This is a genomic window from Paenibacillus jiangxiensis (assembly GCF_046098255.1).
GTDB classification, from domain to species: Bacteria; Bacillota; Bacilli; order Paenibacillales; family Paenibacillaceae; genus Paenibacillus; species Paenibacillus jiagnxiensis.
In genome coordinates this window covers 46357-66460 of record NZ_JBJURI010000025.1, presented here as the reverse complement: position 1 = coordinate 66460, position 20104 = coordinate 46357, and the positions used below count along the sequence as shown (strand labels likewise).

15 protein-coding genes are annotated in these 20104 nt (G+C 52.0%); all 15 read left to right on the top strand.

Features of this window, described 5'->3' with window-relative positions:
- Positions 1–57 precede the first annotated feature (57 nt).
- Positions 58–1755 carry a peptide ABC transporter substrate-binding protein gene (locus ACI1P2_RS22110; RefSeq protein ID WP_355322691.1) on the top strand — a complete coding sequence of 566 codons (1698 nt, stop codon included), beginning with the start codon at positions 58–60 and terminating at the stop codon, positions 1753–1755.
- A 198-nt stretch (positions 1756–1953) separates the two neighbouring features.
- Positions 1954–2886, top strand: coding sequence for an ABC transporter permease (locus ACI1P2_RS22105; RefSeq protein WP_355322689.1), 933 nt, complete (start codon positions 1954–1956; stop codon positions 2884–2886).
- A 3-nt stretch (positions 2887–2889) separates the two neighbouring features.
- Positions 2890–3831 (top strand): ABC transporter permease, encoded by a 942-nt coding sequence (locus ACI1P2_RS22100; RefSeq protein ID WP_355322686.1) that lies wholly within the window; start codon positions 2890–2892, stop codon positions 3829–3831.
- Between the two features lie 14 nt (positions 3832–3845).
- A complete protein-coding gene (locus ACI1P2_RS22095) occupies positions 3846–4781 on the top strand; it encodes an ABC transporter ATP-binding protein (protein WP_355322684.1) in 936 nt (311 codons plus the stop codon).
- A 162-nt stretch (positions 4782–4943) separates the two neighbouring features.
- Positions 4944–6575: a bacillithiol biosynthesis cysteine-adding enzyme BshC gene (gene bshC, locus ACI1P2_RS22090; RefSeq protein ID WP_355322682.1), complete on the top strand. Its 1632-nt coding sequence runs from the start codon at positions 4944–4946 to the stop codon at positions 6573–6575.
- Positions 6576–6712: 137 nt separating this feature from the next.
- Positions 6713–7978 (top strand): adenosylhomocysteinase, encoded by a 1266-nt coding sequence (locus tag ACI1P2_RS22085; protein ID WP_355322680.1) that lies wholly within the window; start codon positions 6713–6715, stop codon positions 7976–7978.
- Positions 7979–8194: 216 nt separating this feature from the next.
- Positions 8195–8632 (top strand): division/cell wall cluster transcriptional repressor MraZ, encoded by a 438-nt coding sequence (gene mraZ / locus ACI1P2_RS22080; protein ID WP_355322807.1) that lies wholly within the window; start codon positions 8195–8197, stop codon positions 8630–8632.
- A gap of 17 nt (positions 8633–8649) precedes the next feature.
- Positions 8650–9600: a 16S rRNA (cytosine(1402)-N(4))-methyltransferase RsmH gene (rsmH, locus tag ACI1P2_RS22075; protein WP_355322678.1), complete on the top strand. Its 951-nt coding sequence runs from the start codon at positions 8650–8652 to the stop codon at positions 9598–9600.
- Positions 9601–9665: 65 nt separating this feature from the next.
- Positions 9666–10073 carry a hypothetical protein gene (locus ACI1P2_RS22070; protein WP_355322676.1) on the top strand — a complete coding sequence of 136 codons (408 nt, stop codon included), beginning with the start codon at positions 9666–9668 and terminating at the stop codon, positions 10071–10073.
- Positions 10074–10124: 51 nt separating this feature from the next.
- The gene (locus ACI1P2_RS22065; protein ID WP_355322674.1) at positions 10125–12434 is read left to right on the top strand and encodes a penicillin-binding protein; all 2310 of its coding nucleotides are present in this window, start codon (positions 10125–10127) and stop codon (positions 12432–12434) included.
- 85 nt (positions 12435–12519) lie between these two features.
- Positions 12520–14469, top strand: coding sequence for a stage V sporulation protein D (locus ACI1P2_RS22060; RefSeq protein WP_355322672.1), 1950 nt, complete (start codon positions 12520–12522; stop codon positions 14467–14469).
- Between the two features lie 326 nt (positions 14470–14795).
- On the top strand, positions 14796–16283 hold the full coding sequence (locus ACI1P2_RS22055; protein WP_355322670.1) for a UDP-N-acetylmuramoyl-L-alanyl-D-glutamate--2,6-diaminopimelate ligase: 1488 nt from the start codon (positions 14796–14798) through the stop codon (positions 16281–16283).
- Positions 16283–17686: a UDP-N-acetylmuramoyl-tripeptide--D-alanyl-D-alanine ligase gene (locus tag ACI1P2_RS22050; protein WP_355322805.1), complete on the top strand. Its 1404-nt coding sequence runs from the start codon at positions 16283–16285 to the stop codon at positions 17684–17686. Before ACI1P2_RS22055 ends, ACI1P2_RS22050 begins: the two co-directional genes overlap by 1 nt.
- Before the next feature lie 19 nt (positions 17687–17705).
- Positions 17706–18671, top strand: a complete 966-nt coding sequence (gene mraY / locus ACI1P2_RS22045; protein ID WP_355322668.1) for a phospho-N-acetylmuramoyl-pentapeptide-transferase — start codon at positions 17706–17708, stop codon at positions 18669–18671.
- 3 nt (positions 18672–18674) lie between these two features.
- Entirely contained in the window at positions 18675–20099 is a 1425-nt protein-coding gene (gene murD, locus ACI1P2_RS22040) for a UDP-N-acetylmuramoyl-L-alanine--D-glutamate ligase (RefSeq protein ID WP_355322666.1), read from the top strand.
- Positions 20100–20104: the final 5 nt, after the last annotated feature.

The following is a 20104-nucleotide window of genomic DNA, read 5'->3' as shown; positions in this document are numbered from 1 at the left end:
GCTGGTTGTATAATCTATAAACATATATACCACATTTAATTTAGGGGGATACGCTAGATGAAAAGGAAGAGCTCCTTGATCCTTTTGACTCTTGTGCTGGCGCTCGGCTCACTGCTTGCAGCCTGCGGCAATAACAACAGTGCACAGAGCCCTGAAGGAACTACTACAAATGAACCGGCTGCAGCCGCAGATCAGGTGCTGAACATTAACCTGATGTCCGAACCGCCGACATTTGATCCGGCACAAGCGCAAGACAGCCAGACCAACACCGTGCTGAAGACGATGTATGAAGGCCTTACAAGAATGGGTGAAGACGGCAAAGAACAGCCAGGCGTAGCAGAATCTTGGGAAATTTCCGAAGACGGGCTTACCTATACATTCAAGCTTCGCGATAACGCGAAATGGAGCAACGGCGATCCTGTAACTGCTAACGACTTTGTGTTCGCATGGCAGCGTGTGCTTGACCCTTCTACCGCACCTGCTCCTCCATATGCTTACCAATTGTACAACATCAAGAATGCTGAAGCATACAACCTGACTGGCACTAAGGAATACAAAGGTCCAAAGGTTACTGACTTCAAAGATGTAGGCGTGAAAGCTGTCGACGACCACACGCTGGAAGTTAAGCTGGAGAACCCAACACCTTACTTCCTGGGTCTGACTTCTTTCTATACTTATTATCCAGTTCACAGCTCTGTGAAAGACAATGAAAAATGGGCTGTCAACAAAGATACGATGATCACAAACGGACCTTTTACTTTGACAGATTGGACCAAAGGCCAAACCATCGAAGTATCTAAAAACGAAAACTACTGGGACAAAGACGGCATCAAGCTGAGCAAAATTCATATGTCTCTTGTAAATAGCGGCGCAACTGAGCTGAGCTCCTACCAAAGCGGACAGCTGGATTTCGCTGGTCATCCAACAGGCGAGATTCCAACAGACCAAATTCCGGCTGTTAAACAGCAGCTGCCGAACGAATTTCATGTTAAAGGTATTGCGAGCACGTATTATTACTTGTTTAACACACAAGAGAAGCCATTCAACAACGTGAAAGTTCGTAAGGCCTTTGCCATGGCAATCGAGCGTCAACCGCTGGTTGACAACGTTACCCTGGGTGGACAGATCCCTGCTTATGGATTCGTCCCGCCTGGCATCAAGGGTGAGAATGATGAATTCCGTAACGAAATTAAGGATACTTCCTACTTTACTGAAGATTTGACTGAAGCGAAGAAGCTTCTTCAGGAAGGCATGGCTGAGGAAGGAGTTACATCCATTCCTCCGGTCACACTGATCTACAACTCCAGTGAAGCGCATCAGAAGATCGCTCTTGCTGTAGCGGATATGTGGAAGAAAAACCTTGGCGTTGATGTACAAACGCAAAATCAGGAGTGGGGCGTATTCCTTGATAACCGCAGACAACTGAACTACCAGATCGCTCGTGCGGGCTGGACTGCGGACTTCAACGATCCGATCAACTTCCTGGAATTGTTCACAACAAACAGCGGCAATAACGATTCCGGATATTCCAACCCTGAATATGATGCTTTGATCAAGCAATCTAAAGCAACAACCGATGCTAAGGCTCGTAATGAAATTTACGCTAAAGCAGAAAAAATCCTTATTCAGGATGATGCGGTATTCGCACCAATCTACTATTACACTAACGTTTCCTTGACGAAACCAAACGTGAAAGGTATTCAAATTGATTTCAGCGGAGCCATTGACTTTACAAGAGCTTACAAGACTGAATAACCGCTGCTTTTGTTCTGAAGTTTTATAGTTCCCTCGGGATATATATGTGGACCATCCATATATATCCCGATTTTTTTGTGTACTTCGGAAGGTTACAGTTTCTTCTAACGATGAAAATAACTAGAATGGACAAGTCAATTCTAATTCCGATAAAATCGAATTATGTCGAAAAAATGTTATGGGGGGTGTAGACGGGTAATGGCGCGTTATTTGATCAATAAGTTTGTATTTATGCTTATTTCATTATTTATTTTGATCTCGGCGACCTTTTTCCTCATGAAAGCAATCCCTGGCAACCCCTTCATGAGTGAGAAAGCGACATCGCCGGAGATTCAGGCCCGTTTGATGGAACAATATGGACTTGATAAACCTGTCTTTACACAGTATTTGATTTACTTGGGTGATATTGCGACAGGTGATTTTGGTATTTCCATGAAAAAACTGAACCAAGATGTCACTGATATTATCAGCCAGACGTTTATGGTTTCCCTGAAGCTTGGGATTGTTGCGATTGTCGTATCCATTATTTTAGGGATACTGCTGGGGATGCTGGCAGCGATGTACCACAGAAAGCTGATCGACAATGTTGCGATGGTGCTCGCCGTATTGGGCATAGCCGTACCGAGCTTTGTGCTCGCTTCGCTGATCCAATATTTCTTCGGACTGAAGCTGGGCTGGTTTCATGTTATGGGCTTTAACGGTCCGATGGACTATGTACTCCCTGTTGCGGCGCTTTCTGCCCAGCCGATTGCTTTTATCGCAAGACTGACACGCTCTAGCATGCTTGAAGTGCTTCATGCCGATTATATCAAGACAGCGAAGGCCAAAGGGTTGAACTCCTTTACCATCATGTTCAAACACGTGATCCGCAACGCCATCCTGCCTGTCGTTACTTATGTTGGGCCTATGACGGCGAACATCGTGACAGGCTCCATCGTCATCGAACGTATTTTTGGTATCGGCGGGATCGGTAAGGTACTGGTTGAAAGTATTACTACCCGTGATTATACGATGATTATGGGTGTTACGATTTTCTATGGCATATTATTGATGTTGGCTCGTTTTATTACGGATGTCGCTTACGTATTTATTGATCCCCGTATTAAACTGACCGGCGGAAAGGAGGGCTAATCGTTGTCTGTTAAAGGAAGCGAACTGAATCTTCAGCTCAAGCCTGAAGATTTCCAGAAAGTTGGAGTAGACCAGAAACAGTCTGAAGTCATTCAGCGTGAAAGTTTGTCCGCCTGGCGTGATGCCTGGCTGCGGCTTCAGCAGAACAAGCTGGCTATGACAAGTCTGTTCGTGCTGGCACTGATCGTTCTTATGTCGATCATCGGCCCTCATTTGCTGCCGTATGATTTTTATAGCAATAACCTGATGAACACGAACAAAGCGCCTTCAGCCGAGCATTGGTTTGGAACGGATGACCTCGGCCGCGATATGTGGGTGCGCACCTGGATGGGAGCGCGTATCTCCCTTATTATCGGTCTGGCTGCGGCGCTGATCGACCTGCTGTTCGGGATGATTTACGGCGGGATTATGGGTTATTTCGGGGGCCGTGTTGATGAAATTATGAACAAGTTCTCCGAAATACTCTATTCCATTCCTTATCTGCTGGTTACGATCCTGCTGCTGGTTGTTATGGAACCGAGCATTTTGACGATCATCGTCGCGCTGTGTGTGACAGGCTGGATTAATATGGCCTGGATCGTGCGCGGGGAAATGATGCAGCTGAAAAACCGTGAGTTCGTGCTTGCTTCCCGCTCCATGGGTGCAGGGTCAGGGCGTTTGATTTTCCGCCACCTGCTGCCAAATGCGGTTGGACCTATTATCGTTACCTTGACGCTGTCCGTGCCAAACGCCATCTTTGCCGAGGCGTTTCTGAGCTTCCTCGGTCTTGGCGTACCTGCTCCGGAAGCATCGTTGGGTTCCATGATTGAATCCGCTTTGACGGGCTGGAATCTGTATCCTTGGCGTATGCTGTTCCCTGCAGGATTGCTTGCCCTGATCATGCTGGCGTTCAACCTGTTCGGCGACGGCCTGCGCGATGCCCTCGATCCGAAGTTGAAGAAATAGGAGGTGAGATCATCATGAGCAACTTAATAGAAGTTGAAGGACTAAAGAAATATTTTAATGTAGGCAAAAACCGTGTTCTCAAGGCGGTGGATAACCTTAACTTTGGCATCCGTGAAGGCGAAACGCTCGGCATGGTAGGCGAATCCGGTTGCGGTAAATCTACAGCCGGCCGTACCATTTTGCGTCTGTACGAGCCTACGGGCGGAAGCGTGAAATTTAACGGAACGGATATTTACAAGCTGTCACCCGGCAAGATGAAAGCAATGCGCCGTGATATGCAGATGATCTTCCAGGATCCATACGCTTCCTTGAACCCTCGCTTTACCGTGTCGGACATTATCGGCGAGGCGCTGGACATCCACGGAATGGCCGGCAGCCGCGCCGAACGCAAAAAGCGGATTGAAGAGCTGCTGGATCTGGTAGGTCTGAATCCGGATCATGCAACACGTTATCCGCATGAATTTTCAGGCGGACAGCGTCAGCGGATCGGTATTGCCCGTGCCCTCGCTGTAAATCCCAAATTCATCATCTGTGACGAACCGATTTCAGCGCTTGACGTGTCCATTCAGGCTCAGGTGGTCAACCTGCTGAAAGAGCTGCAGGAACGCCTTGGGCTGACCTACTTGTTTATTGCGCATGACCTTTCCATGGTTAAGCATATCAGTGACCGCGTAGCGGTAATGTATATGGGCAGAATGGTCGAGCTGGCAGCGAGCGAGGAGCTTTACGCCAACCCGATCCATCCTTACACACAAATGCTGCTGTCAGCTATTCCCATTCCGGATCCGGAAGTGGAAGCGAACAAGAAGCGGATTGTGATGCCGAATGAACAGGCAGGACCGATTCACTCCAATAATGGAGACGGCGATAAGAAGAGTGCCTTTAATCTGGAAGATTCGGAGCTTGTTGAGGTTTCGAAGGGGCATTTTGTTGCTAAACCTTATGCTTAATATATAAAATTGAGGAATATGATGATACCGCCGGATTGTACGGCGGTATCTTTACGTTTCGAGGCAGGCACAGACTTTTTCTTAAATTGATTTCTTTGACGAAATGAGGGCGGATTGGGTACAATCATATAAGGTTTTAAGCACAGAATAGGAGGCTTACTCATGAATATTATTCCTGAGACCCTTCGCGCTGGCTCGGCTTTGGCGGAAGATTATGTAGAGGGTACCGGCAGGGTGCTTGAACTGTATGGATACCATTTCCGGCAAGCTGAAGATTACAAGACCCGTGCGAAGCGTCTTGATGAGATGGAGGCTCGGCGGATTGACCGCCAGGCGGTTGTTCGATGTCTCCGTATATATAACGAAGGGCATAATGCTCATGCTCAAGTGATGGAATCCCTGAACAGGTTGTCCCAACCGGACGCGCTGGTTATTGCAGGGGGGCAGCAGAGCGGGTTGTTTACCGGCCAACTGCTGGTCATTTATAAAGCGGCAACGATTATCAAGGCCGCCCAGGAAGCGGAGCAGCGGCTGGGACGGCCGGTTGTGCCGGTATTCTGGATTGCCGGCGAGGACCATGACTGGGATGAGGTGAATCATACTTACGTCATGACCGGGGAACCGGAGGCGGTGAAGATCAGACTCCGCCATCAGCTGGAGCGCCGCAACTCTGTCAGCTATATCCCCTTAAACCATGTGCATAAGGAGGAAGTGCTGCTGGAGCTGGAACGGCTGCTGCCTGACGCGGAATTCAAAGCTGAAGTTTTGCAGCAGATCAGAACGGCGTTAATGGATTCCGAGCATTTAAGCGACGCATTTGCCAAAATGCTCGGCCGGTTTTTCGGCAGATACGGCCTGGTGCTGCTGGACTCCGCCGATCCGGAACTGCGCAAGCTGGAAGCGCCTGTATTCCGCCGGATGATTGAGAGCAATGATGAGCTTGGGGCCGCTTATCAGGCCGCGGCAGAGCAGATCGAAGAAGCGGGATATCAGCTGCAGGCTGAGGTCGCTGAAGGGGGCGCCAATCTTTTTTACATATTCAAAGGCGAGCGTCTGCTGCTCTATAAGCAAAATGGACTGTACGGGGACCGCAGGGGGCATGTCCGCTTTACCAAGGAAGAACTGCTGGATGAGCTGAAGCGGCATCCCGAACGGTTCAGCAACAATGTGCTTACCCGGCCCCTGATGCAGGATAGTTTGCTTCCCGTTCTGGCCACCGTATTGGGGCATGGTGAAATTTCCTATTGGGCCATTACGCGGAAAGCGTTTGAGGTGATGGGGCTGGAAATGCCCGTTCTGCTGCCGAGAATGTCCTTCACGCTGGTGGAACCGAATGTGCGCAAGCATATGGAAGCATTCGGGCTCAACTTTCAGAATATAATGGAAGGGCTGCAGCCGCTGAAAGACAAATGGCTGAAGGCCCAGGATTCCCTTCATATGGAGGAGGAATTTGCGTCCTTCAGACAGGAGCTGTTCCGTCTGTATGAACCTGTAATGGAGCGGGCAGGGCAGATTGAAAAAGGTCTTATCCGGCTCGGTGAGAAGAACCGCGACAGGATCGCGGAGCAGATTGACTTCATGGAAGAAAGGGTCCGTGATGCACTGGCCCGCAAGCATGAAACCGTGCTGCGCCAGTGGGACCTGATCGGAATTTCCCTGCTGCCTCTGGGGCGTCCGCAGGAGAGAGTGTACAGCATCTATCAATATACGTCCCGTTATGGGGACGGTCTTGTGCATGAGATGATGAGTCTTCCGTTGGACCGGGAGAATCTGCATAGGACTATTTACCTGTAATAAAAACGTCTATCGACGTATATTCACAGAAGCCAGACCGCATTTAGCGGAAGTTTTTCTTGGCGATTTCAGGAAGCTTATTCCAGGGTGTTTATACTTTCTGAAATCTTAAGATATAATTCATGGGAGGTTACAGGATGGGCTCTGTTGCATTGCAAAGAAGTTTAATCACAGACATTAAACTGGCCGAAGAAGGCCACTTGAAAATTGATTGGGTTGAAGCTCATATGCCGGTGCTGAACCGGATTCGTGAACAGTTTGAGGCGGAGCGTCCATTTGCCGGACTCAAGGTAACGATCTGTTTGCACCTGGAAGCCAAAACGGCTTATTTGGCGAAAGTCGTGCAGGCAGGTGGCGCGGAAGTGACGATCACAGGCAGCAACCCGCTGTCGACACAGGACGATGTCTGTGCGGCCCTTGTTGAGGACGGCATTACTGTTTTTGCCAAATACAATCCTGACCCGGAAGAATTCAAGGAGCTGCAAATCAAGGCGCTTGAAACGAAGCCAGACCTCATTATTGATGATGGCGGCGACCTGGTAACCTTGCTCCAAACGGAGCGTCCTGATCTGGCTGCCACAATCCGCGGAGGAGCGGAAGAGACGACCACGGGCATCATCCGGCTTAAAGCGCTTGAGAAAGAAGGAAAGCTGAAATTCCCGATGGTGGCGGTGAATGACGCTTATTGCAAATATTTGTTCGATAACCGTTACGGTACCGGGCAGTCGGCATTCGACGGCATTATTCGTACGACGAATCTTGTCATTGCAGGCAAGACAGTGGTAGTCGTGGGCTATGGCTGGTGCGGCAAAGGGGTGGCGATGCGTGCCAAAGGCCTTGGCGCAAATGTGATCGTGACCGAAGTGGATGCCATCAAAGCGGTGGAGGCTCATATGGACGGCTTCCATGTTATGCCGATGGTGGAAGCAGCCAAGCTGGGTGACTTTTTCATCACTGTAACCGGCAATAAAGCGGTCATCCATGGCGAGCATTTTGACGTTATGAAAGACGGAGCTGTGCTCAGTAATGCGGGCCACTTCGATGTCGAAGTCAGCAAGCCGGCGCTGGCGGAGCGCTCCGTCTCGGTTCGTACCGTTCGCCGCAATATCGAAGAATACCGTTTCAAGGACGGCCGCAAAATGTACCTGATCGCTGAAGGGCGTCTCGTCAATCTTGCGGCAGCAGACGGTCATCCTGCGGAAATCATGGATACCACCTTTGCGCTGCAGGCGCTGGGGCTTCGTTATGTAAATGAACGCTATAACGAGCTGACCAAATCCGTGGTGAACGTTCCCTATGAAATTGACGAGCAGGTGGCGCGTTTCAAACTGGAAAGCCTGGGTATCGCCATTGATACGTTGACTGAAGAGCAGGTTAAATATCTGGACAGCTGGAATGCTTGATAGTTCCTTGTTCCTATAAACTTAAACCAGTGTGGGGCTCCCGGCCAAATGGCTTTGGGGGCTCTCTTTTTTTTGCCTATTTTTTTGTATATCTAAAATTTAAAATTTTAACTGTATACAAAAAGAGGGTTTTGATTTTTTTAGGCGAATCTATTATGCTTAGGTGGTGGAAAGTGGGGCAAAGTGGGAGATTGGGGCAAGGAGTTGAGGGCGGACATGTTCATGGGCGAGTTTCAACATAGCATGGACGATAAGGGAAGGCTTACGATTCCTTCCAAGTTCCGCGAAGCTCTTGGCGCCTCATTCGTTGTTACCCGCGGTCTCGACCAGTGTCTCTTTGTTTATCCTATGGAGGAGTGGGCGCTGATGGAGCAGAAGCTCAAGGCATTGCCCATGATGAAAGCGGACGCCCGTGCTTTTTCGAGGTTTTTTTTCTCAGGGGCGACCGAATGTGAATTGGATAAACAGGGCAGGGTAAATTTACCGGCCAATCTGCGCGACTACGCCAAGCTGGATAAAGACTGTGTAGTGCTGGGCGTATCCAGCAGAGTGGAGATTTGGAGCAAGGACACCTGGGAACAATACTTTAACCAATCGGAAGAAACATTTAACGACATTGCCGAAAAACTGGTTGATTTCAATTTTGATTTGTAAGGTCTGGAGGGCTGAGCTTGTTTCACCATATCACCGTACTCAAGGAAGAGGCTACGGATGCACTGAACATCAGGCAGGACGGGGTGTATGTGGACTGCACGCTTGGCGGCGCCGGCCACAGCTCTGTCATCGCATCACGGCTGGGGCCGCAGGGAAGGCTGATCGCCTTCGACCAGGATGATTGGGCGCTGGACAATGCGAAGGACAGGCTGTCCGAATACGACGGCAAAGTTACATTGGTGAAATCCAATTTTCGCGAGCTGGAGGCCAGACTGTCAGAGCTGGAGATCCCTATGAAGAGCGGGGTGCCGCAGGTTGATGGTATCCTGTTCGACCTTGGGGTATCTTCCCCACAGTTTGACGAAGGGGGAAGGGGCTTCAGCTACAACTACGACGCACCGCTCGATATGCGCATGGATCAGGACGGGCCTTTAACAGCGAGGGATATCGTCAACGAGTGGCCTGAAGCAGAGATTGCGCGCATTCTCTATCAATACGGAGAGGAAAAGTTTTCCCGCAGAATCGCCAAAATCATGGTTGAACGGCGGCAGGCCAAGCCTATCGGAACGACAGGCGAGCTGGTTGAGATCATCAAGGAAGGAATTCCGGCAGCGGCGCGCAGGACCGGCGGCCATCCTGCCAAGCGAAGCTTTCAGGCCTTGCGCATCGCCGTTAACGATGAGCTTGGAGCATTGGAAGATGTGCTGCATCAGGCTGTCCGCTGTCTTGCACCGGGAGGCCGGGTATCGGTGATTACCTTTCACTCACTGGAGGACCGGATTTGCAAGCAAATTTTTGCGTCCTACCTGGAGAAATGCACATGTCCGCCGGACTTTCCGATGTGTGTTTGCGGAGGCAAGGGAGTGCTGAAACTGGTCAACCGCAAGCCGGTGACGGCAAGTGAAGAGGAACTGGCTCAGAATCCCCGCTCCCGTTCAGCCAAGTTGCGGGTGGCGGAGAAACTATAAGTGCGTGATCAAAAGATGATTTTTGAGCAACCTCTATAAATTTTGAAATGGGAAGGAGAGAGGATATGGCTTACACACGCGGCAACCTTGCAGTAAAAGAAAAATCCCAGCAAAAGGCCCCGCAGCGGCGATACCGTGAAACCACCAAGGTTGTAACCCGCCGCAAGGAACTGCCAACCCGGGAAAAACTCCTCTATTTGGCGACCGTTGTCGCTTTTATTGCCGTTCTCGTGATGCTGGCGGGGCGTTATGCCCAGATCTATCAACTGAGCGCCTCCATTCACAGCAAAGAAAACGCAATTTCCGAACTGAAGACCTCCATCGGGGAACTGAGGGTGCAGAAGGCACGTCTGGAAAATCAGATCGTAACTACAGCCAAAGAACAGGGTTACAAAGAACCGACCAAGGAGCCGATTCGTGTCTATACAGGAACGACTTCCAGCAATGCGGCTGCTGGCGGATCGGGGAACTGATTGTCGCAGGTATTATAATACCGAGCCTTGTGGTTGGGAGAGGTATGAAATATGGTAAAAAAAATCAAATTGCGCACTCTGCTCATAGGGGGATGTATAACCCTCTTTTTTCTTGTTTTGTTGTTCCGGATTTTTCTGATTCAGGTCGTCAACGGAGCCTCTTGGCAAGAAGATGTTGATGGGTTGATCCGGAAGAATCAGGTTCTTCCTGCGGCACGGGGCGCGATCATCGACCGCAATGGCAATGTGCTTGCCGAGGATGCTCCGGCTTATACGGTCGTCATAAATCCGAAGATGATTCAGGAGTACAAGCTGGAGGATGAGATGGTCGCCCGGCTGCATGAATTGCTCGGTATGTCAGAGGACAAGCTTCGTGAAAATATGAGAAGCAAATATGAAGGAGCATTCCGAGCGTACCGGGAGCTGCGTCCCGAGGGTTATAAGATTGAACCTGAGCTTGCCAAAAAAATCGATGCCTTCGATGACGAGCTAAAGGAAAAGCACGGGGTAACCGATGCAGTATTTACGGTAAAAGAGACCAAGCGTTTTTATCCGGAAAATACGATGGCGTCCCACGTAATCGGATATGTGAATAAGGATGGAAAAGCCATTCAGGGGCTTGAAGCTTATTACGACAAACAGCTGACCGGCGTGGATGGACAGCTCTTGTATCAGCGGGACCGCAAGGGCGTTAGTCTGCCAGGAGGCGAGGAAACCTACAAGCCAGCCAAGAATGGTAAAAATATCAAGCTGACAATTGATGATACTATTCAGTATTATATCGAAGACGCCATGAAGAAGGCGGTTCAGAAGTACAATCCGGTCAGCATGACTGTTATTGCCGCTGATCCAAAGACGATGGACATTCTCGGCATGGCGAGCATGCCGAATTTCGATCCGAATACGTACAATAAAGCGGAAGCGAGCAGCTTTGTTAACCATGCTGTTCAATCAATTTATGAACCCGGTTCGACGTTTAAGATCGTCACCCTAGCAGGTGCGGTGGAAGAGAAGCTGTTCAACCCGAATGCTTATTTTGAATCCAAAACGACCTATATCGGGGGATACCCAATTAGTGATAACGGGCACTCTTATGGTTCCATTAGTTATCTGACGGGTGTCAAGCGTTCGAGTAACATAGCTTTTGTTAACCTGGGCTATCGTATGCTTGGCGGCGAGAAGCTCCGCTATTATATCGACAAGTTCGGCTTTGGCACGAAGACAGGGATCGATCTGCCGGCAGAGGTGCCTTCACCGATCCGTGAGCTTAAATACGCCTCGGAAATTGCGACAGCCGCTTATGGCCACGGTCTTGTACAAGTCACGCCGATCCAGCAGATTACCGCCATCTCGGCCATTGCGAACGGCGGCAAGCTGATGGAGCCGCATTTGGTGAAGGAGATCATTGATCCTGATACAGGGGATACACAGACCATCAAGCCGAAAGAGATCCGTCAGGTGATTTCCGCCGGATCGGCCAAGGATGTCGGAGGTTACCTGGAGCAGGTTGTCGCTGACCAGGAGATCGGAACAGGACGTTATGCATACATTGACGGCTACCGTGTTGCGGGCAAGACAGGTACGGCCAGAAAGGTTATCAACGGGGAATATGCGAAAAACAAAGATATCGTATCCTTTATCGGTTATGCCCCCGTTAACGATCCTAAAATTGCCTTGCTGGTCGTCATTGATGAGCCGAGAGTAGCCAATGCCGGCGGCGGTTCTGTAGCGGGACCGGTGTTCAAGGATATCATGTCCCAATCCCTGCAATACTTGGGAGTACCCAAGACGGGAGAGACTGCGGGCAACGGTAAAAAAAACGCTCTGGTGTCCAAAACAACCAACGCCCCTGATTTAATAGGCAAAAGCAAGAAAGACGCGCAAAATGCATTGCTTGAGCGCGGCACAGCCTATGTTACCATTGGAAAAGGCTCCAAGATCGTGAGCACGTATCCGGCGGCCAACTCACCGATGATGCCAGGACAGCGCATGTATCTGATCACCGAGGACTCCGCCACGATGAATATTCCTGATTTAAAGGGATTATCGCTGCGCGACAGTCTGGAGCTGCTCAACCTGCTGAAGGTTGGCGTCAAGCTTGAAGGCGAGGGATACGTCTACAGCCAGAAGGTACAGAAGGAAGGGGACAAACGGGTCGTCTATCTGCAGTTGCAGCCTGCGAAGGAGACGGTGACGGGCGTCGTCCCAGACTCCGGTGAAGAGGACGCGGAAGCGTCTGCCGATTCGGGCGATAAAACAGACGGCACGGAGCAGAAGGACGGGACTACGGAGGAAGAGCAGGCCTCTTCAGGAGAAACCGCCGATGAACCGCCTTCCCCTGAAGAAGAGCCTACGAACTGAGAGCTTGTTCTATCCCCTGCTGTAACTGAATAGTCATGAAAGAAAGACATGCATGACTTATCGGATACGCAGGGAGGGGAGCAAGTTGAAGCTTACCAATGTAACGCTGCGCAAACGGCTGTTATGGGCGCTTGCAGGGCTGTTCGTGCTTTTCGCCGCACTTGTGGTAAGGTTGGCTTATGTACAGCTTGGGCAGGGAGCGGAGCTTTCCGCCCGGGCGGAGGATTCCTGGCGGCGTAATATTACGTTTGCGGCCAAAAGGGGAGAAGTTCTTGACAGGCAGGGAGTGGCCCTGACTTATAATGTAACGACACCGACCGTTATAGCCATCCCTGTTCAGATCAAGGAGCCCGAGAAGACGGCGCAAAAGCTGGCCTCCATATTGGGAATGAGCGAAGAAGAACTATATAAGCTGATCACCAAAAGAACATCAAGCCAAATAATCAAGCCCGGCGGCCGAAAAATTACGATGGAGAAAGCACAGCAAATTCGTGATTTGGAGCTTCCGGGTATCGTTGTTACTGAAGATAACCGCCGCTACTATCCTTTTGGAGATCTGGCCGCGCATATACTTGGCTTTACAGGGATAGACAACCAGGGGCTTACGGGTGTAGAAAAGAGACATGACGATCTTTTAAAAGGAATGGACGGCAGCATCGCTTATCTCTCGGATGCCGGCGGAAGGCTGATGCCGGGGTCTGCGGAAAAGTATATTGAGCCGAAAGACGGGCTGAATTTACAGCTGACCATCGATAAATCGGTCCAGTCCATTATGGAGAGGGAACTGGATCAGGCGATGGCGAAGTTTCAGGCCAATTCCGCCCTGGCCATTGCCATGAATCCCAAAACCGGCGAAATTCTGGCCATGGCCAGCAGGCCCACTTTCGAGCCGGCTCTGTACCAGCAATATGCGTCCGAAATCTATAACCGCAATCTGCCCATCTGGATGACCTATGAGCCGGGGTCCACGTTCAAAATCATTACCCTGGCGGCTGCCATGGAAGAGAAGAAGGTGGATCTGAAAAATGAACGTTTTTTTGATCCCGGATATGTCGAGGTGGGAGGAGCCAGACTGCGATGCTGGAAAAAAGGCGGACACGGCAGCCAGACATTTCTGGAGGTCGTGGAGAACTCCTGCAACCCGGGGTTCGTTCTGCTTGGCCAACGCCTGGGTAAGGATAAGTTGTTCGAGTATATCCGCAATTTCGGTTTTGGCAGCAAGACGGGAATTGATTTGAGCGGGGAGGAAAATGGCATCCTGTTCAAGCCTTCCCAGGTCGGACCGGTTGAATTGGCAACCACGGCGTTCGGGCAGGGGGTGTCGGTTACACCCATTCAGCAGGTGACTGCCGTCTCGGCCGCCATCAACGGCGGATATTTATATAAGCCTTACGTCGCCAAGGCGTGGATTCAGCCGGAAACCGGGAAGGTGCTGGAGACGAAAGAGCCGCAGCTTGTACGAAGGGTCATTTCCGAGGAAACGTCACGTCAGGTCCGCGAAGCGCTGGAGAGTGTGGTTGCCAAGGGCACAGGGCGCCCCGCTTTTATCGAGGGATATCGTGTCGGCGGCAAGACGGGTACGGCACAGAAGGTTGTCAATGGCCGCTACTCCTCTACAGAGCATATCGTGTCTTTTATAGGCTTCGCGCCTGCAGATGATCCGCAGATCGTTGTTTATACGGCAGTTGACAATCCAAAGGGAATTCAGTTCGGCGGCGTGGTGGCTGCGCCCATTGTGCAAAACATTCTGCAGGATGCCTTGATCGCCATGAAGGTGCCGCCGCGCGACAATCAGCTGCCGAAGAAGTACAAATACGGGGAAACGCGGATAGAGACCGTACCTGATTTGGTCGGCGCTTCCGTGCAGGATTTATATGAAGATCTGAATATGAACTTTACGCTGGTCAAATCCGGTTCCGGAAGCACAGTCATCAGTCAGGCCCCCAAGCCGGGCGCCCGGCTGGAGCGCGGCTCGGCCATAAGAATTTATATGGGCGACGCTCCGAAGGAAGAAAAGCCTGAAACGGGCAGCTGATCTGGTTTCGGAACAGGACAGAAGGTTCATAATGTTAATAGAGGTAGTTCAAAAAGTCATCTTTTGATCACGAAGGAAGTCAGGAAGCGGACTCGACATCGAATCTTGAATTCAGCCGGGCCTAAGTGGATGCTTACGAAGCATGTTTCCTCCGGAAACATTTCAGGTGCTCACGTACCCTAAGTACCCTCCGCTCCTCAGTCCCTAGCTTCATTCAACTCAAGCGTTTTGAAAAAACGCACTTCGGAAGCATAAGCTTCGGTGCTGAAAACCTGACTTTTTGAACACGCATTTATAGCAGACATGTTTTGAAAGGGAGAATTTTTATGCAGCTTCAACAACTTGCAGCACTGCTTATCACTTCACGAATGATCGGAGACGGCAGCGTTGAATGCACGGGCATTCAGGCCGATTCCCGGAAAGTCCGGGCAGGGGACTTGTTCCTGTGCCTGCCCGGCTTTACCGTGGACGGTCATGATTATGCGGCGCAGGCGGTAAATGCGGGGGCCGCGGCGCTTGTCGTGGAACGCGAGCTGGATACAGACGTTCCTCAGCTGCTCGTCAAGGATGCCCGTTATGCGATGGCCGTGCTGTCTGATGCCTTTTTCGGAGCGCCGAGCAGGCGGCTTAATATGATCGGTGTAACAGGCACGAACGGAAAAACGACAACCACCTATCTGATCGAGCATATCCTGAATGAGTCAGGAACAAAGACGGGACTGATCGGAACCATTCAGATGCGCTATGACGGAACGACCTTCCCGACATCCGGAACAACGCCGGAAGCGGTCGAACTGCAAAGAGCGCTCGGCGATATGACTGACCGTGGCGTACAATGCTGCGTGATGGAGGTTTCGTCACATGCCCTGCAGCAGGGCAGAGTGAAGGGAACCGACTTTCGGACCGCTGTTTTCACGAACCTGACACAGGACCATCTTGATTACCATGATACGATGGATGAGTACCAGGCGGCTAAAGGCCTGCTCTTTTCCAGACTGGGCAACAGCTTCGGGGCAGGCAGGGAGGATCACAAGTATGCGGTGCTGAATGCGGACGACCCGGCATCCGCCTATTTCAGGTCAATGACTGCGGCGGAGGTGATTACATACGGGTTGGGGGAGGATGCGGATGTACGCGCAACGGATATCTCCATAAGTGCGGGAGGAACCTCCTTCCATGTGGATACCTTCAGGGGATCGGCAGACATCAAGCTGCGTATGGTTGGGAAATTCAACGTGTACAACGCCCTGGCGGCCATTGCGGCCGCTCTGCTTGAGGATGTGCCGCTGGAAGCGGTCAAGCGCAGCCTCGAATCCGTTACAGGAGTGAGCGGGCGCGTCGAGCCTGTAGATGCCGGACAGCCGTTTGCGGTGATTGTAGATTATGCGCATACGCCTGACGGACTTGAGAACGTGCTGCGTACGGTCAAAGAATTTGCACAGGGCAGGGTCATTTGCGTGTTCGGCTGCGGCGGCGACAGGGATAAGACGAAGCGTCCGCTGATGGGCAAAATCGCCGCCAAATACAGCGACCGGGTCCTGGTAACTTCAGACAACCCCCGCACCGAGGACCCTGATCAAATTCTGCTGGATATCGAAAAAGGGCTGATTGAGGATGCGGTGGAACGGCAGCGGTACGAGCTGATCGTGGACCGGCGCGCGGCTATTGGCAAAGCTATTGAAATGGCAAGCCCTGACGATGTAGTATTGATTGCGGGCAAAGGCCATGAGACCTACCAGTTGGTCGGAAAAACGGTGCTTGAATTTGATGACCGCATCGTTGCCAAAGAAGCGATAAGGGGCATGAACAAGTGATTAATAGAACGTTGGAGCAAATAGCCTCCATGAGCGGCGGAACGCTGGCCGGCTCGGACGAGGCTGAGAAAAAAATAACAGGGGTCTTTACGGATTCAAGAAGCCCGCTTAAGGGAGGGCTGTTCGTTCCCATTGCCGGAGAACGCTTTGACGGCCATGCCTTTGTGGGCAGCTGCCTTGCCGAAGGAGCCGCCGCATTTTTCTGGCAGCAGGATCATGGAGCACCTCCTGCCGGGCCCGCTATTATGGTGGAGGACACCCTGAAGGCGCTGCAGCAGCTCGCGGCAGCTTACCTGAAGCAATCCCGGGCTTCCGTTGTCGGCATTACAGGCAGCAACGGCAAAACCACAACAAAGGATATCGTGAATGCAATCCTGTCCACGACATTCAAAGTGCACAAAACGCAGGGGAATTATAATAATCATATCGGTCTTCCGCTGACGGTGCTGTCCATGCCGGAGGATACGCAGATCGCGATTCTGGAGATGGGCATGAGCGGAAGAGAGGAAATCCGCCTGCTGTCCCGGATCGCACAGCCGGATGTGGCGGTGATCACCAACATTGGCGAGGCTCATCTGCTGCAGCTCGGCTCCAGGGAGGAGATCGCCCGTGCCAAGCTGGAAATCATCAGCGGGCTTAAGCGGGGAGGGTTGCTGATCTGCAACGGAGACGAACCGCTGCTGCCTGCTGTGCTGGCCGAGCCTGAGACGGAACGGCCGGAGGAAATGAACATTTTTACCTTCGGGCTGCTGCAGGGTAACGACGATTACCTGACCGGGATGACGACACATGACCGGGGCATCATTTTCACTTCGAAAATGGGCGGCCAGGAGGCGTTCAATCTGCCGCTGCTGGGCCGTCACAACGTAGTGAACTGCCTGGCGGCGATGGCCGTGGTGCGGCATTTCGGTGTCGGCATCGATCAGATGCGGCAGGGGCTGGCCGAGCTGAAGCTCACCGGCATGCGCATCGAGGTGATCTCCTGCGGGAGCGGGCTTACCCTGCTTAATGACACGTATAATGCCAGTCCCCTTTCCATGAAGGCTGCGATTGATACGCTTGCAGGTTATAACAAGAAAAATCGTAAAGTCGCTGTGCTGGGAGACATGCTGGAACTGGGACCGCTTGAGGAGCAGTATCACCGGGAGATCGGCTTGTATGCCGCGTCGGCCGGGGTGGAGCTGCTATTCACCTACGGACCGCTTGGCTCTCATATTGCGGAGGGGGCGCGGGAGAACATGGCGCATGACAGCGTGTTTGCTTATTCCGACAAGGATGAACTGACCGCGGCGCTGCACGAAGCGCTGCATCCAGAGGATATTGTGCTCTTCAAGGCTTCACGCGGTATGAAACTGGAAACTGTTGTGGATGCGCTGCGGGACTATCCGCTGCAGAACGGATAAGGAGGAAAGGGGGATTACCATGGATATTCAATTGCTGCTGCTTACGATCGGGGTATCATTCATACTGGCGGTGATCGCTGCTCCCTTGTTGATTCCGTTGCTGCGCCGGATGAAATTCGGCCAGCAGGTCAGAGACGACGGACCCCAGAGCCATTTGAAGAAAACGGGCACGCCTACCATGGGCGGAGTCGTCATCCTGCTTGCTTTTACGCTTACGTATTTGAAGTTTTCAGCCATTAAAAACACGGATTTCTACGTCCTGCTTGTGGCTACACTTGGCTTTGGGCTGATCGGTTTTCTGGACGATTACATCAAAATCGTGTTCAAGCGCTCCCTTGGCCTGACGCCGCGCCAGAAGCTGTTCGGACAGCTTTTCTTTGCAGGCATCATGTGCTGGCTGCTTATACAGAATGACCATAGTACGGCTATCGGTATTCCGGGGACATCCTGGTCATTCGATTGGACCGGCTGGTTTTATTATCCATTTATCGTCATTATGATGTTGGCGATCAGCAATGCGGTAAACTTCACGGACGGACTGGACGGGCTTCTGTCCGGAACGAGCGCCATTGCCTTCGGCGCTTATGCCATCATCGCCATTCAGGCGTCATTGCCGGCGGCGGTCTGTGCCGCTGCCATGATTGGCGCGGTGCTCGGCTTTCTCGTGTACAACGCCCATCCCGCCAAAGTATTCATGGGTGACACCGGCTCGCTTGGTATCGGCGGGGCGATCGGCGCGATCGCCATCGTAACGAAGAGTGAATTGCTGTTTCTCATCATCGGCGGCGTGTTTGTCATCGAAATGCTTTCGGTCGTCATTCAGGTCACGTCCTTCAAGACACGCGGCAAGCGTGTGTTCAAAATGAGCCCCATTCATCATCATTTTGAGCTGTCGGGCTGGTCGGAATGGCGGGTTGTCATCACATTTTGGGCAGCAGGGCTGCTTCTCGCAGGACTTGGACTTTATCTGAGCAAGGGGTTGTAGAAAATGAAGCATCCGGATACTTATAAGGGCCTTGAAGTCGTCGTGCTCGGGCTGGCCAAAAGCGGAGTCCAGGTGGCGAAGGTGCTGCACAGAGCGGGCGCCGTCGTAACGGCAAATGATCAAAAAGAGAGGGAACAGTGTCCCGAAGCTTCCGAACTGGAGGCTTTGGGAATTTCCGTTTTATGCGGAGGGCATCCGGACGACCTGATCCATTCCGGTGTTAAGCTGCTGGTCAAAAACCCGGGGATTCCCTATACGGCCCCTCCGGTGCAAAGAGCGCTGGAGCTTGGCATTGAGGTCGTAACGGAGGTGGAGGTCGCTTATCATATCTGTGAAGCGCCGATCATCGGCATTACCGGCTCTAACGGAAAAACGACAACGACCACCTGGGTCGGCAGGATGCTGGAGGCTGCGGGCATGAAGCCGATTGTGGCCGGCAATATCGGGACACCGCTCTGCGAGGCGGCAGCAGATGCGGAGCAGGACAACTGGATGGTCGTGGAGCTGAGCAGCTTTCAGTTGAAGGGCACCCGCGACTTTCGTCCGGCTGTGGCCTGTCTGCTCAATATCGCAGAGACCCATCTGGATTACCATGGCAACATGGAAGACTACATATCCTCCAAAGCAAAGCTGTTTGCAAACCAGCGGCCGGAGGACACGGCAGTCCTGAACTGGGACGATCCGGTATGCCGCGAACTGGTTCCCTACATGAAGGGCAAGGTGCTGCCTTTTTCCCTGACTGAGCGGCTGCAGGAGGGTGTGTATGTTGATCCTCCTTATGTGCCGGAGGTGGAGGATGATATCCGGCGCGACATCGTTTACCGCGATGGCGGCGGGGTGGTTCATCCGATTCTGCCGGTTGCGGAGCTGGGCATCCCGGGGCGGTTTAATGTGGATGATGCGCTTGCCGCCTGCGCCATTGCGATTACGGCGGGAGCGCAGCTTTCGGCGCTGGCCGGACCTCTCTCCCAATTCAGGGGAGTGGAGCACCGGCTGGAATTTGTCACCGAGCATGAAGGAGTATCCTACTTTAACAATTCCAAAGCAACCAATGCCAAGGCGACCCAGATGTCCCTGTCCTCCTTTAAGCAGCCTGTCGTGCTGATTGCCGGTGGACTGGACAGGGGCTCGGACTATCTGGAGCTTGTTCCGGCGCTGCAGGGCCGCGTTAAAGCGGTTGTTTTGCTAGGCCAAACGAAAGCAAAACTGGCGGAGGCCGCACGGCTGGCCGGCATAGAACAGATCGAGCTCGTCGATAATGGTGAGGATGCCGCCGCCGCGCTGATCGCAGCAGTGAACAAGTCTGCAGCCTTTGCCGAGTCCGGAGATGTTGTGCTTCTCTCTCCGGCCTGCGCGAGCTGGGACATGTTCAAATCCTATGAAGAGCGTGGACGCATTTTTAAAGAGGCGGTGCATAAATTGAAGTAGGGGGG

Bases quoted from the DNA above. Each gene is read 5' to 3' on its own strand.
- ACI1P2_RS22065 (WP_355322674.1), top strand. From the start codon at position 10,125: ATGGTAAAAAAAATCAAATTGCGCACTCTGCTCATAGGGGGATGTATA.
- mraZ (WP_355322807.1), top strand. From the start codon at position 8,195: ATGTTCATGGGCGAGTTTCAACATAGCATGGACGATAAGGGAAGGCTT.
- ACI1P2_RS22110 (WP_355322691.1), top strand. From the start codon at position 58: ATGAAAAGGAAGAGCTCCTTGATCCTTTTGACTCTTGTGCTGGCGCTC.
- ACI1P2_RS22105 (WP_355322689.1), top strand. From the start codon at position 1,954: ATGGCGCGTTATTTGATCAATAAGTTTGTATTTATGCTTATTTCATTA.
- ACI1P2_RS22085 (WP_355322680.1), top strand. From the start codon at position 6,713: ATGGGCTCTGTTGCATTGCAAAGAAGTTTAATCACAGACATTAAACTG.
- ACI1P2_RS22055 (WP_355322670.1), top strand. From the start codon at position 14,796: ATGCAGCTTCAACAACTTGCAGCACTGCTTATCACTTCACGAATGATC.
- murD (WP_355322666.1), top strand. From the start codon at position 18,675: ATGAAGCATCCGGATACTTATAAGGGCCTTGAAGTCGTCGTGCTCGGG.
- ACI1P2_RS22070 (WP_355322676.1), top strand. From the start codon at position 9,666: ATGGCTTACACACGCGGCAACCTTGCAGTAAAAGAAAAATCCCAGCAA.
- bshC (WP_355322682.1), top strand. From the start codon at position 4,944: ATGAATATTATTCCTGAGACCCTTCGCGCTGGCTCGGCTTTGGCGGAA.
- mraY (WP_355322668.1), top strand. From the start codon at position 17,706: ATGGATATTCAATTGCTGCTGCTTACGATCGGGGTATCATTCATACTG.
- ACI1P2_RS22095 (WP_355322684.1), top strand. From the start codon at position 3,846: ATGAGCAACTTAATAGAAGTTGAAGGACTAAAGAAATATTTTAATGTA.